The following is a 12,630-nucleotide window of genomic DNA, read 5'->3' as shown; positions in this document are numbered from 1 at the left end:
GGGCCTGGCCCCCCGACGACCCTTCAAGAACCAGAGGTCCCAGTGCGCATTCTCGTAATCGAAGACAACAGCGACATCGCCGCCAACCTTGGCGACTACCTTGAGGATCGTGGCCACACCGTGGACTTCGCCGCCGACGGCGTGACCGGCTTGCACCTGGCGGTGGTCCACGAGTTCGACGCCATCGTTCTGGACCTGAACCTGCCGGGCATGGACGGCATTGAAGTCTGCCGCAAGCTGCGCAACGAAGCGCGCAAGCAGACCCCCGTACTGATGCTGACCGCCCGCGACTCGCTGGACAACAAGCTGGCCGGTTTCGATTCCGGCGCCGACGACTACCTGATCAAGCCGTTCGCGCTGCAGGAAGTGGAAGTGCGCTTGAACGCGCTGTCGCGCCGCGGCAAGGGCGTGCAGACCCGCGTGCTGGAAACCGGCGATCTGGAATACAACCTGGACACGCTGGAAGTGCGCCGCCAGGGCAAGCTGCTGCAGCTCAACCCGACCGCGCTGAAGATCCTGCAGGCCCTGATGGAGGCCGCGCCGGCCGTGGTTACCCGCCAGGAACTGGAAACCCGCGTCTGGGGCGAAGAGCTGCCCGATTCGGATTCGCTGCGTGTCCACATCCACGGCCTGCGTGCGGTGGTCGACAAGCCGTTTGAAGTGCCGCTGATCCAGACCCGCCATGGCATCGGATACCGCATCGCCACCCCGGAAGCCTGATTCCGTGGCAACCAAGGGGGAGCGCCGGCGTTCGCCGTATCGGCGGCGCCTGCGCAGCCGCATCATCGTCTCGTTCGTGTTGTTGGGCTTCTGCCTGACGACACTGTTCGCGTTCGCCACCAACTGGGCCCGCATGCGCGTGGAAAACCAGCTGGTGGAAGACGTGATGAACCGCAACATCAACGAGTACGTGCGGCGGTTCTACGAGAGCCCGGATCGCAACCCCGACTTGCCCGTGCAGCAGATGCGTGCGCGCCTCGTCAAACCCGACAAGTTCGAGGCGTTGCGCGAGGAAGAGCCGGACTGGGCTGCGCTGCCCGATGGCAATCACAACATCTCTGGCGTGGACGAGCGCGGGCAACCGTATGCGTACAAGCTGGCCGTGCGCAAAACACCCGACGCCTGGGCGTTCCTGGCCTACGACATGACCGACAGCGTGCGCGGTGGGCAGCAGCTCAACCGCGCGCTGGTACTGTCGGTGCTGGTGTTCAGCCTGCTGTCGCTGGTGCTGGGCTGGTGGTCGGCCTCGAAGGTGATGAAGCCGGTCTCGGACCTGGCCGCGCGGCTGCGTGCCTATCGCGGCGGCACGAGCGAGCCCGAGCCGCTGGCGCCACGTTTCCCCGATGACGAAGTGGGGCAGCTGGCGCAGGCGCTGGATGATTATTCGTCGCGGCTGACCGAAGTGGTGCAGCGCGACCGTGAGTTCAATGCCGACGTCAGCCACGAGCTGCGCACGCCGCTGGCGGTGATACGTGGCGCCACCGAGCTGCTGCTGACCCGGCCCGGCCTGGATGAGAAGGTGCTGCAGCGTCTGCAGCGCATCCAGCGCGCCGAACAGCAGTGCAGCGACCTGATCGGCGCACTGCTGCTGCTGTCGCGCAACGAACGCGGGCAGGGCACCAGTAACGTCGCCCGCGTAGCCGAACAGCTGCTGGACGCCCACCGTGCACAGCTGGGCGGCAAGCCATTGGAACTGGCACTGGAAGGCGAGCGCAACCTGGTGATCGATGCGCCGGAAGCCGCGTTGTCGGTGGCGCTGGGCAACCTGATCGGCAACGCGGTGAAGTACTCGCAGGATGGCGAAGTGCGCGTCTTTGTCGGCAGCAATTCGGTGTCGGTGACCGACAGCGGACCGGGGCTGAGCGAAGAGGATGCCGCCAAGCTGTTCCAGCGGGGCTATCGCGGCACGCATGCCGGCCATTCGCAGGGCGGTGGCATCGGCCTGTCGATCGTCAGCCGCCTGTGCGATCTGTATGGCTGGCAGGTGAGCGTGCGCCCCGGTGGCGAGCGCGGCGTGATCGCCACCCTGACATTCTCGCCGAAGCCGTTGTAAGGAGCTTTACTTTGGTGGGTGCTCCACTGAGCCGAGCCCGCGCTCGGCTGCGGTGGCTTCCCGGAGCCGAGCATTGGCTCGGCTCTACACCGGGTTCGTGTTGCGCCCTGTGTCGCTTGTGCCATCAAATTAACTTCGCAGTCGTGATGCGCCAGAAGCCCAACACGACATCACCGTGATCGCCGCCACGCCGCGTGCGTGTCCGCATGCACGCATTCGTACCCTCAACTGCGGCTTGAGAATTTCCTTACAGATCACAGCGCTGCGTGATGGCCAGATGGGTCGGCCGGGGCAGGTGCCCTGGCCGGGATTGGCGTCCTGAAAAAAATCCAACATTCAGCAATCTTCAACTGACTCTCGGTCAGTCGTCGAAAATGCACCGCGTGCCTTGCTTCGGCGGGCGGTGCGTGGGGATTCATCAGAATCCGCTGGAGTCTTTTTGCTGAATGTCGGACCTCCGGTACGCCAACCCGCACCGTCCGCCACCTTGCATCCGCAGGTGGCTCGTCGTCTGCGAGGAGATTCACCATGTCCGCACGCCCCTTGTTCCCCCAGCTGCACGCCCTGATCGGCGAAGCCGCTGACCTGCTGCCCGCCGACGTCGCCGAGCGCATCGAAACCCTGCTCGATGATCCCAAGGATCTGCTGCCCGCGCTGCTGGCCCGCATGGACGGGCGCGATGCAGCCGACGGTCGACGGCTGGAAGCGGAGGGACTGAGCCCGGCACAGGCGGCCACCATGGCCGGCCTCAGCCGCACCCTGGCCGGCTTGAATGCACTCATGCAGGTGCTGCACGCCGCCGAAGCCGCCCGCGAGCAGGGCGGTGCCCATCAGCAGCTCAGCCCGGATGTCGTAGATGGATTGCTGCTTGGCGCACGAGAACTGGCCCGTTATGCCCGCCTGCAGCTGGAGTAGGCCCACGCCATGCGTGGATGCAGAACACTTTGTAGAGCCGAGCCCATGCTCGGCTTGATGATCGCAGCCGAGCATGGGCTCGGCTCCACAGCAGTTCCACGCTGGCGCCCGGTAGATCACCGCCGTGCGTGGAGTCGCTTCGGTAGTGCCGGCCGCTGGCCGGCAATCGAGCCGTCCAGTAGATCCACGCCACGCGTGGATTCGCTTTGGTAGTGCCGGCCGCTGGCCGGCAACCCGGCCTCAACTCCCAGCCAACCCCAGATACCGCTCATGCAGCGCTTCCACCTGCGCCTGCAGGTCTTCCGGGTGGCCATCGTTGACCACCACATCATCGGCCAGTGCCAACCGCTGCGCGCGGCTGGCCTGGGCGGCGATCATCTTGTCGGCCAGCGCGGCGTCGATGCCGTCGCGCTGCATCAGCCGGGCGTGCTGCACCGCTTCGGGTGCATCCACGAGCAATACCCGGTCCAGCCACGGGTAGGCCTGCCGCCCGCCGACCTCGGTCAGCAGCGGAATGGCGGCAATCGCATAGGGGCTGGCGGCCTGCGCGCACTGCTGTTGCATCAGCAGGCGGATGGCCGGGTGGGTGATCGCTTCCAGTGCGGCCCGTTCGGCCGGATCGGCGAATACGTGGGCACGCAAGCGCGCCCGGTCAAGGCTGCCATCCGCCTGCAGCATGTGGGCGCCGAAGCGCTCGGCGATGCGGCCCAGGGCAGGGCTGCCGGCAGCAACCACCGCGCGGGCGGCCAGATCGGCGTCGGCCACCACGATGCCCAGCGCCTCGAAGCGCCGGGTCACCTCGCTCTTGCCGGCGGCAATGCCGCCGGTCAGGCCCACCACGTACCGGCTCATGGGGATTCCCCTCAGCGCAGTCCGCTCAACACCAGGTACTGCTCGACCACGGGCGCGCCCCACATGAAGTACAGCCAGCCTGCGATGGCCAGGTAGGGGCCGAACGGAATGGGCGTGGCGCGGTCACGGCCCCGGGTGTACAGCCAGATCGAACCGATGATGGCGCCCAGCACCGACGACAGCAGGATGATCGGCAGGATGCCCTTCAGCCCGCACCAGGCGCCGAGGGCGGCCAGCAGCTTGAAATCGCCGTGGCCCATGCCTTCCTTGCCGGTCAGCTGCTTGAATAGCCACCAGACCATCCACAGCGACAGATAGCCCACCGCCGCGCCGACCAAGGCAGGCTTGGCCGGCATATACAGGTTGTCGATGTTGCCTATCAGGCCCAGCCACATCAGTGGCAGGGTCAACTGGTCGGGCAGCAGCTGGGTGCGCAGGTCGATGCCGGACAGGGCGATCAGGAAGCAGGTCAGCACGATGGCGCCGAAGCCCTGCCAGCCGAAGCCGAACTGCCAGACGCAGGCCAGAACCAGCACTGAAGTCAGGGCCTCGACCAGCGGGTACTGCAGCGAGATTGGCGCCTTGCAGTGGCGGCACTTGCCGCCCTGGATGATCCAGCTGAACAGCGGGATGTTCTCGTACCAGCTCAGCTTGTGCTTGCAGTGCGGGCAGTGCGAGGGCTCGACCACGATCCCCGGTGGCGGGGGCTCGTAGAAGTCCGGTTCTTCCAGGACCTCGCGCGCATCGCGCTTCCACTGCCACTCCAGCCGCTTGGGCAGGCGCAGGATGACGACGTTGAGGAAACTGCCCAGCAGCAGCCCCAGGGCGGCCGCGGCGGGGTAGCCGAGGCCGGGATGCTGGTCGAGAAATGCCATGTATGTGTTATCCGACGACGGCGCCGAGTTTGAAGATGGGAAGGTACATGCCGATGACGATGCCGCCAACGATGGTACCGATGAAGACCATGATCATCGGTTCGAGCAGGCTGCTCAAGGCATCCACGGCATTGTTGACCTCCTGCTCATAATACTCGGCAACCTTGAACAGCATGGTGTCGAGAGCGCCGGCCTCTTCGCCGATGCCGGTCATCTGGATGACCATGTGCGGGAACAGATTGCGTTGCTTCATGGCCATATTGACCGGGTAGCCCACCGAGACGTCGTCGCGCATGCGCAGTACGGCCTCTTCGTAGACCTTGTTGCCAGTAGCGCCAGCCACGATACCCAGGGCCTCCACCAGCGGCACGCCCGCCCTGAAGGTAACCGCAGTGGTGCGAGCGAAACGTGCGATGGCGCTATTGTTGATGATCTGCCCGATCACCGGCACTTTCAGGATCAGCCTGTCAAACGTGTGCTGCATGCCGGGCGAGCGCTTGTAGGCCATGAACAGGCCGACTCCACCGCCGACGAGGATGATCAGGATCGCCCACCACCAAGACAGCATGAAGCGCGATGCGGCGACGATCATTTGCGTGAATGCAGGCAGGTCCGCGCCAAAGCTCTTGAAGACCTCCTCGAACTGGGGGACCACGAACATCAGCAGAATGGCCGAAACGACAAACGCCACCAGGATGATCATGGCAGGGTAGAACATCGCCTTCTTGATCTTGCCCTTCAAGGCTTCCATGTTCTCCTTGTACGTCGCTACCGTATCAAGGACTGTTTCCAGTACGCCGGCGCCTTCGCCGGCGCGGACCAGATTGCGGTACAGCTCGTCGAACTGCACAGGATGCTTGCCGATGGACTCGTACAGCGAAGAGCCTCCCTCGATGTCCGTCCGGATGGTGTCCACCATCTTTTTCATGCGCGGATTCTTGTGGCCGCTGCCGATGATTTCCAGCGCCGAGACGATCGGCACACCGGACTTCATCATGGTGGCCATCTGACGGCTGAAGAAGGCAATGTCCTTGGGCTTTACTGCGCTGCCTGCGGCACCAAACAAGGGTTTGGGCTTGGTCTTGACCTGGCTGGGATTGATACCTTGACGGCGTAGTTCCGCCCTGAGGAGATTGGCGTTCTTCGCCAACTGCTCACCTTTCATCTTCACTCCCCGCTTGTCGGTCCCCTCCCAGACAAACGGCTGCAGTTCCATGGTGCTACGCGCCACGGGTTCTTTCTTGATCGCACTGCGACTGACGGACATGTTGGCTCCCCAAGACCCGCCATCCCCAGGCGGGCAACTAGTCGTCGATGGTAGCCGGTTCAGGGCCATCTGGGCAGTTGGCGCGCGGCCGGATGTGCGATTTCGTGCCGGACGCCGGCCAAAGGTGACGCACTGCGTCACATTGCCGCGTCCATCGCAGATTCGCATTCAGGGGGTTCCCATCCGTGAAATAGCTGCCATCATGGGCGCGGGGAAATCCAGGGGGAGGCGTGCCGGGGTTGGCACGCAACCTGCGTTGATCCACCCGCAGGGGACAGGGACCGCTCAACCGACCGCTGGCCGGACCGAACCTGTCCGCTGAATCAACCATCACTATCTTGGGGATGTACCAAAATGAAGAACCAGAAGGGCTTCACCCTTATCGAACTGATGATCGTCGTCGCGATCATTGCCATCCTGGCTGCCATCGCTCTGCCTGCCTACCAGGACTACACCATTCGCGCCAAGGTGTCGGAAGGCCTGGTCCAGGCTGACGCAGCCAAGCTGGCTGTCGCTGAGACCGCCCAGTCCCAGGGTATCCTCGCCACGGCCGTTGCCGATGCTGCTGCAGCCGGTTACGTGAGCAAGGCGACCACGAATGTTGCCAGCATTGGCATCGCCAATGGCGTCATCACTGTGACCACCCAGGCTACGGGTGCGAAGGTCCAGCCGATCTTGACCCTGACCCCGGCGCAGGCCGATCTGGATTCGCCGATCACCTGGACCTGCAACCTGTCGGCTGGTGAAGCCAAGCACGTGCCGGCCAGCTGCCGTACGGCCGCTAAGAAGCCGTAATTTCACCGGCTGAGCAGTGCTGATGAGGCCCCGCTTGCGCGGGGCCTTTTTTATGCAGGCGTGTGATTCGGACTACTTCTCAGGAAATGGGGGCCTAGGAGGAGTGATGAAACGGGAAACCGGATTTTCGTTGATCGAGCTCATGGTTGTGATATCGATCATTGCCATCCTGGCGGCTGTTGCACTGGTCTCCTATCGCGACTACACCGTGAGGGCACGGGTATCTGAAGGCATCCTGTTAACGGCACCCTTCAAGATCGCGGTCGAGGAGAATATTGTGGACCATGGAAGACTCGACGCACGTGCTTGCGCAGACGTCCGGCCCTTGGATGTGGCTACCGGGAATGTCGCTGCTCTTCAGTGCGAGGGGGACGGCGTTCTGAGTATTCGGACGACAGAAGCAGCAGGCGGCGTTTCCCTCGATCTGGTGCCGTCCGTCAACGGAGACGGATTGCTGGTCTGGATCTGCAGGGTCAAGGCGGGCAGCCGCCGGCACGTGCCAGCGGTTTGCCGCACGTAGTGAATTGGTTGACGGTGTGCGATCGGGGGGGGGGCGCTGTTGGCATGGGCGCACAAGCGGACAGATGTCCGCTGAATACGGTTGACCGCGCTGGCGCTTCCCCGCGCAACGCGCCTTCGGTAACCTGCGCGGGGGAGTAGGAGCTACATACATGAATGCCGTAACCACCGCCAACCTCGTCGGCATCACCGGCCTGGCCCGCCGCCTCGTCCAGGACAGCGCCCTGGATGAGGCCGCCGCCCGCGACGCCATGGCCAAGGCCGCAGCCGCTCGCCAGCCGCTGCCGACCTGGTTCGCTCAGAACAAGCTGGTTAGCGCTGCGCAGCTTGCCGCCGCGAATTCGGTCGAGTTCGGCATGCCGCTGTTCGACGTGTCCACGTTCGACGCCAGCCAGAACGCGATGAGCCTGGTCAGCGAAGAGCTGCTGCGCAAGCACAACGTGCTGCCGCTGTTCAAGCGCGGCGGCAAGCTGTTCGTGGGTACCAGCAACCCGACCCATTCGCTGGACGAGATCAAGTTCCACACCAACCTGGTGGTGGAACCGATCCTGGTGGATGAGGACCAGATCCGCCGCACGCTCGAGCAGTGGCATGCCAGCCATGACACGCTGGGCGACGCGCTGGGCGGTGACGACGATGGCATTGGTAACCTGGATGTGTCCGGCGGTGACGAGGACATTTCCGGGGGCGGCGACGCCGGCATCGATGCCAAGGGCGATGACACCCCGGTGGTGAAGTTCGTCAACAAGGTGCTGGTGGACGCGATCCGCAAGGGCGCCTCGGACATCCACTTCGAGCCCTATGAAGACGACTACCGCGTGCGCTTGCGCATCGATGGCCTGCTGAAGATGGTCGCGCGCGCGCCGGTGAAGCTGAACCAGCGCATCGCCGCACGCCTGAAGGTGATGGCGCAGCTGGACATCGCCGAGAAGCGCGTACCGCAGGACGGACGCATCAAGCTCAATCTGTCCAAGACCAAGCAGATCGACTTCCGCGTGAGTACGCTGCCGACCCTGTTCGGCGAGAAGGTGGTGCTGCGTATCCTGGACGGCAGCGCTGCCAAGCTGGGCATCGACAAGCTGGGTTACGAGCCGGACCAGCAGAAGCTGTTCCTGGAAGCCATCCACAAGCCGTACGGCATGGTGCTGGTGACCGGCCCAACCGGTTCGGGCAAGACGGTGTCGCTGTACACCGCGCTGGGTATCCTCAACGACGAGACGCGCAACATCTCCACCGCCGAAGACCCGGTGGAAATCCGCCTGCCCGGCGTCAACCAGGTGCAGCAGAACAACAAGCGCGGCATGACCTTCGCCGCGGCCCTGCGCTCGTTCCTGCGACAGGATCCGGACATCATCATGGTCGGCGAAATCCGCGACCTGGAAACGGCCGAGATCGCGATCAAGGCGGCGCAGACCGGCCACATGGTGCTGTCCACGCTGCACACCAACGATGCGCCGCAGACCATCGCGCGCCTGATGAACATGGGCATCGCGCCGTACAACATCACCAGCTCGGTGACGCTGGTGATCGCCCAGCGCCTGGCGCGCCGGCTGTGCAACAACTGCAAGCGCCCGGCCAATCTGCCCGAGCATGCGCTGCTGGCCGAAGGCTTCACCCAGGCGCAGCTGGACGCGGGTATCGAACTGTACGAAGCGGTCGGCTGTGATGAGTGCACCGAGGGCTACAAGGGCCGTACCGGTATCTACCAGGTGATGCCGATGACCGACGAGATCGCCACGATCGTGCTGGCTGGCGGCAATGCGTTGCAGATTGCCGAGGCCGCACAGCAGATCGGGGTGAACGATCTGCGCCAGTCGGCGTTGAAGAAGGCTGCTGCGGGCATCACCAGCCTGGCCGAGATCAACCGCGTTACCAAGGATTGAGGTCGATCCACGCCATGCGTGGATGCCGCGATGCATGAGGTTGCCGGCCAGCGGCCGGCACTACCAGGTTGGTGGGCCCGCGTCGGGCCCTGTGCTTACTCCATCCCCAGCTTCTTCAGCTTGTAACGCAGCGCGCGGAAGGTAATGCCGAGCTGCGCGGCGGTGCGGGTCTTGTTCCAGCGGTTTTCTTCCAGCGCGCGCTGGATGGCGCTGCGCTCGAGCTGTTCGATGTACGAGGGCAGGGCGGCGCTGCCGGGCTGCAGGTCCACCACGGCCTCGGCGTGCGCTGCGCTGCCGGGCGTGCGCGGGGCATGCTGCGGCAGGCGCAGGTCGTCGGCGCCGATGCGGTCTTCTTCGGCCAGGGCCAGCGCGCGTTCCAGGATGTTCTCCAGTTCGCGCACGTTGCCGGGGAAGGCGTACTGGGCCAGTGCATCCAATGCCGACGGCGCCAGCAACGGCGTCGGGCGGCCGTGGCTGCGGGCCAGCCGTGCCAGCACCGACGCGGCCAGTTCCGGCAGGTCCTGGCGACGCTCGCGCAGCGGCGGCACCCTCAGCTCAATCACGTTGATGCGGTAGTAGAGGTCGTGGCGGAAGCGCCCGTCCTCGACCAGCTCGGCCAGGTCCTTGTGGGTGGCCGAGAGGATGCGCACGTCCACCGGCTCTTCGTTGGCGGCGCCGACCGCGCGCACCGACTTTTCCTGGATCGCGCGCAGCAGCTTCACCTGCATCTGCAGGGGCAGCTCGGCCACTTCGTCCAGGAACAGGGTGCCGCCATGCGCGGCCTGGAACAGCCCGGGCTTGTCGGCGTGGGCGCCGCTGAAGCTGCCCTTGCGGTGGCCGAAGAATTCGCTCTCCATCAGCTCGCCGGGAATGGCACCGCAGTTGACCGGTACGAACGGGCCGGCCGCGCGGGCGCCCTGGGCGTGGATGGTGCGTGCGACCAGTTCCTTGCCCACGCCGGATTCACCGAGGATGTACACCGGCGCCTGGCTGCGCGCGACCTTGCCGATGGTGGTGCGCAGCACGTCCATGGCCGGCGAGTCGCCGAGCAGTCGCGCCCCTTGTTCGGCGGCAGGGCCGGGCACGGGCCGCTCGGTGTTGTTGAGTTCCAGCGCGTGCTTGACCAGGCCACGCAGCACGGCGATGTCCACCGGCTTGCTGACGAAATCGAAGGCGCCGGCCTTCAGCGCTTCCACCGCCAGGTCCATGCTGCCAAAGGCAGTGATCATCGCCACCGGCGTGCGCGGGTAGTGCTGGGCGATCTCGCTGACCAGCTCGATGCCGTTGCCGTCCGGCAGGCGCATGTCGGTGATGCACAGGTCGTACGGATTGCTGGCCAGCAGTTCGCGCGCTTCGGCAAGGTTGGCTGCGGTACTGATGCGCAGCCCCATGCGGCCGAGCGTCAGTACCAGCAGTTCGCGGATGTCGCGTTCGTCGTCGACGACGAGGGCGCTGCGGGTTTCGTTCATGGGCGTGAAAGATAAACGAGGGGGCTGGAAGCGACAAATGTTTGACGCACAGAATCGAGATCAGGTGGGCAACAGCGTATGCGGGCCGGGCAACACCAGGCGGAAGCAGGAGCCGCCGGCGGGTACCGGGATGTAGTCCAGCCGTGCCTGGTTGGCCCGGCACAGCTCGCGGGCGATGTACAGACCCAGCCCGGTGCCGTGCTCGGACGTGGTGAAGAACGGCCGGAACAACTGCGCGGCCACGCTCTCGGGAATGCCGGGGCCACGATCCATCACGTCGATGACCGCACTGCGCTCGTGCTGCGCCACGCGCAGGCGCACCCGCGCCGGTTGCTGGCCGATGCGGCCATACTTGAGCGCGTTGTGCACCAGCACGGTCAGCACCTGGTAGAGGTGCTTGCTGTCGACCTGGGCCAGCACCGAGGTGTCGTTGATGATCGGCTCGATGCTGTCGGTTTCCAGCGTCTGCCCCTGCTTGTACTCCAGCACGAAGCGGCGCACGAAGGCGGCCAGGTCGACGTTTTCGGGCGTGGCGCGCTCGCGCCGGGCCAGGCCCAGCACGCTTTCGACGATGCCGTTGGTGCGCTGGCACTGCTGGCGGATGATCTGCAGCAGGCGGCGATCGCTTTCGTTGAAGCCGGTGCCTTCCTCCAGCAGCTGCACCGCGTAGTTGATCGCGGCCAGCGGGTTGCGGATCTCGTGGGCGAGGCTGGCCGAGAAGCGCCCCATTGCTGACAGGGTGAGCGATTCGGCACGGCGCGAGACCACGCTGGAGTCGTCCAGGAACACCAGGGCCAGCTCGCTGCCGGCCAGCAGGCGCGCAAAGCGGGGCTGCACTTCGGGCTGGTCGGGGTTGAGCTGCAGCGGCAGTTCGTCCTGGGCCCAGCCGTTGCGCCAGCGCTGCAGGCGACGGGCGAGTTCCGGGGCGGCGCTGGCCAGGTCCAGGCGGCCGCTTTCGCCGCTGCCGTCGCTGTCACCGAGCAGCATCGAGGCGGCCTCGTTGGCCAGGGTGACGCGGTTGTCGGCGTCGACCACCAGCACGCCGGTACGCATGCGGCGGATGATCAGCTCGTTGATCTGGAACAGGTTGGCCACTTCATCGCCGCGCTGGTTGGCCAGCTGCTGGTTGCGGCGCGCGCGGCTGCCGACCTGGTAACTGATGAAGGCCAGCGCCAGGTAGCTGGTGGCGAACATCGCCAGTTCGGCCAGGGTACGGGTGGGGTCGCCACCTTCCAGCAGCTTCCAAGTGTATTCCACGCCGGTGGCGAGGCTGGCGGCCAGGGCCAGGCCTAGGCCCAGGCTGAGCGGCAGCAGGGTGGCGGCAGCGGCGATGTTGAACAGCAGCGACATCGAAATGCCGGCGCTGGCACCGGGCAGGGCATGCGACAACAGGGTGGCGGCGACGATGTCCACCAGCACGCCGCTGACCACGATCGGGCGCAGCCAGCGTTCGTTGCGGCCGATCACCAGCGCCAGCAGCGACAGCACCAGGTAGATGGCGGCGACGGTGTCGGCCAGCCGCGGGTGATGGGCTTCGCCGACCAGGGCCGACAGGGGGCTGTAGAGCAGGGCGGCGATGACCGAGGCGATCAGCACCCGGTACAGCGCGAAGAAATACAGCTCACGCCGCGGAATCGATTCGATGCGGTCGATCAATGAAGCACTGGGTGACACGCCGGAACTCCCCTTCTGGCTGCCTGGGTCTGGAATCTGCGGCGGGCCTGCCCGGCGTCCCCTGAGGCCGGGCGGTACGTCGCTTCGATGTGGCTTGCGGTGGAAGCCGTCGAGCACCCCCGACGCTACACACCCTGGCTGACCAGTATAGGGCCGCCGGCGGGCGCCCGCCGGTGCGGCCCGGATCGCGCATTTGGCCTGGGATGGATACCGCTGGCCAGCCGGCCCCCGGGCGCAACTGCCTGAATGACGGCGGAAATCTGGCCGGGTCTGGCGTTTTGTACAGACTTCTTTGCGCCCCGGCGCCGGCTCGGCCACAATAGTGGGG

At 65.4% G+C, this 12,630-nt stretch carries 11 protein-coding genes; 6 read left to right on the top strand and 5 right to left on the bottom strand.

Annotated features, from left to right (window positions below; all coding sequences use genetic code 11):
• Window positions 1-42 precede the first annotated feature (42 nt).
• From A7X97_RS14850 to A7X97_RS14840, 3 genes are all read left to right on the top strand, one after another.
• Window positions 43-720: a response regulator transcription factor gene (locus A7X97_RS14850; protein ID WP_005410804.1), complete on the top strand. Its 678-nt coding sequence runs from the start codon at window positions 43-45 to the stop codon at window positions 718-720.
• A complete protein-coding gene (locus A7X97_RS14845; RefSeq protein WP_061479297.1) occupies window positions 683-2,053 on the top strand; it encodes a sensor histidine kinase in 1,371 nt (456 codons plus the stop codon). The genes A7X97_RS14850 and A7X97_RS14845 overlap by 38 nt, the downstream gene beginning before the upstream one ends.
• Before the next feature lie 528 nt (window positions 2,054-2,581).
• Window positions 2,582-2,968 (top strand): hypothetical protein, encoded by a 387-nt coding sequence (locus A7X97_RS14840; RefSeq protein ID WP_072167640.1) that lies wholly within the window; start codon window positions 2,582-2,584, stop codon window positions 2,966-2,968.
• A 240-nt stretch (window positions 2,969-3,208) separates the two neighbouring features.
• Here A7X97_RS14840 and coaE read toward each other — a convergent pair whose 3' ends face one another.
• Genes coaE through A7X97_RS14825 form a run of 3 tightly spaced genes read right to left on the bottom strand, consistent with a single transcriptional unit; the run spans window position 3,209 to window position 5,962 of the window.
• Entirely contained in the window at window positions 3,209-3,820 is a 612-nt protein-coding gene (gene coaE, locus A7X97_RS14835; RefSeq protein WP_111008106.1) for a dephospho-CoA kinase, read from the bottom strand.
• 11 nt (window positions 3,821-3,831) lie between these two features.
• Complete coding sequence (locus tag A7X97_RS14830; protein WP_005418626.1) at window positions 3,832-4,695, bottom strand: prepilin peptidase; 864 nt, start codon at window positions 4,693-4,695, stop codon at window positions 3,832-3,834.
• Window positions 4,696-4,702: 7 nt separating this feature from the next.
• Window positions 4,703-5,962: a type II secretion system F family protein gene (locus A7X97_RS14825; RefSeq protein ID WP_111008105.1), complete on the bottom strand. Its 1,260-nt coding sequence runs from the start codon at window positions 5,960-5,962 to the stop codon at window positions 4,703-4,705.
• Window positions 5,963-6,316: 354 nt separating this feature from the next.
• Between A7X97_RS14825 and A7X97_RS14820 the strand changes: the two genes are divergently transcribed.
• From A7X97_RS14820 to pilB, 3 genes are all read left to right on the top strand, one after another.
• Complete coding sequence (locus A7X97_RS14820; protein ID WP_111008104.1) at window positions 6,317-6,757, top strand: pilin; 441 nt, start codon at window positions 6,317-6,319, stop codon at window positions 6,755-6,757.
• A 106-nt stretch (window positions 6,758-6,863) separates the two neighbouring features.
• The gene (locus A7X97_RS14815) at window positions 6,864-7,277 is read left to right on the top strand and encodes a pilin (RefSeq protein WP_065200572.1); all 414 of its coding nucleotides are present in this window, start codon (window positions 6,864-6,866) and stop codon (window positions 7,275-7,277) included.
• A gap of 151 nt (window positions 7,278-7,428) precedes the next feature.
• On the top strand, window positions 7,429-9,159 hold the full coding sequence (gene pilB / locus A7X97_RS14810; protein ID WP_111008103.1) for a type IV-A pilus assembly ATPase PilB: 1,731 nt from the start codon (window positions 7,429-7,431) through the stop codon (window positions 9,157-9,159).
• A 95-nt stretch (window positions 9,160-9,254) separates the two neighbouring features.
• On the opposite strand, the gene A7X97_RS14805 is transcribed toward pilB, so the two are convergent.
• Complete coding sequence (locus A7X97_RS14805) at window positions 9,255-10,628, bottom strand: sigma-54-dependent transcriptional regulator (RefSeq protein ID WP_072167645.1); 1,374 nt, start codon at window positions 10,626-10,628, stop codon at window positions 9,255-9,257.
• Window positions 10,629-10,688: 60 nt separating this feature from the next.
• Window positions 10,689-12,302, bottom strand: a complete 1,614-nt coding sequence (locus tag A7X97_RS14800) for a sensor histidine kinase (RefSeq protein WP_065185261.1) — start codon at window positions 12,300-12,302, stop codon at window positions 10,689-10,691.
• Window positions 12,303-12,630 lie beyond the last annotated feature (328 nt).

Source organism: Stenotrophomonas sepilia (assembly GCF_003244875.1).
Lineage (GTDB): Bacteria > Pseudomonadota > Gammaproteobacteria > Xanthomonadales > Xanthomonadaceae > Stenotrophomonas > Stenotrophomonas sepilia.
Note: the sequence above shows the minus strand (reverse complement) of the source record. Positions and strands in the feature narration are given on the sequence as shown.

Coding starts and splice junctions, on each gene's coding strand:
- A7X97_RS14815 (WP_065200572.1), top strand. CDS start 6,864: ATGAAACGGGAAACCGGATTTTCGTTGATCGAGCTCATGGTTGTGATA.
- A7X97_RS14820 (WP_111008104.1), top strand. CDS start 6,317: ATGAAGAACCAGAAGGGCTTCACCCTTATCGAACTGATGATCGTCGTC.
- A7X97_RS14830 (WP_005418626.1), bottom strand. CDS start 4,695: ATGGCATTTCTCGACCAGCATCCCGGCCTCGGCTACCCCGCCGCGGCC.
- pilB (WP_111008103.1), top strand. CDS start 7,429: ATGAATGCCGTAACCACCGCCAACCTCGTCGGCATCACCGGCCTGGCC.
- A7X97_RS14825 (WP_111008105.1), bottom strand. CDS start 5,962: ATGTCCGTCAGTCGCAGTGCGATCAAGAAAGAACCCGTGGCGCGTAGC.
- A7X97_RS14805 (WP_072167645.1), bottom strand. CDS start 10,628: ATGAACGAAACCCGCAGCGCCCTCGTCGTCGACGACGAACGCGACATC.
- coaE (WP_111008106.1), bottom strand. CDS start 3,820: ATGAGCCGGTACGTGGTGGGCCTGACCGGCGGCATTGCCGCCGGCAAG.
- A7X97_RS14840 (WP_072167640.1), top strand. CDS start 2,582: ATGTCCGCACGCCCCTTGTTCCCCCAGCTGCACGCCCTGATCGGCGAA.
- A7X97_RS14845 (WP_061479297.1), top strand. CDS start 683: ATGGCATCGGATACCGCATCGCCACCCCGGAAGCCTGATTCCGTGGCA.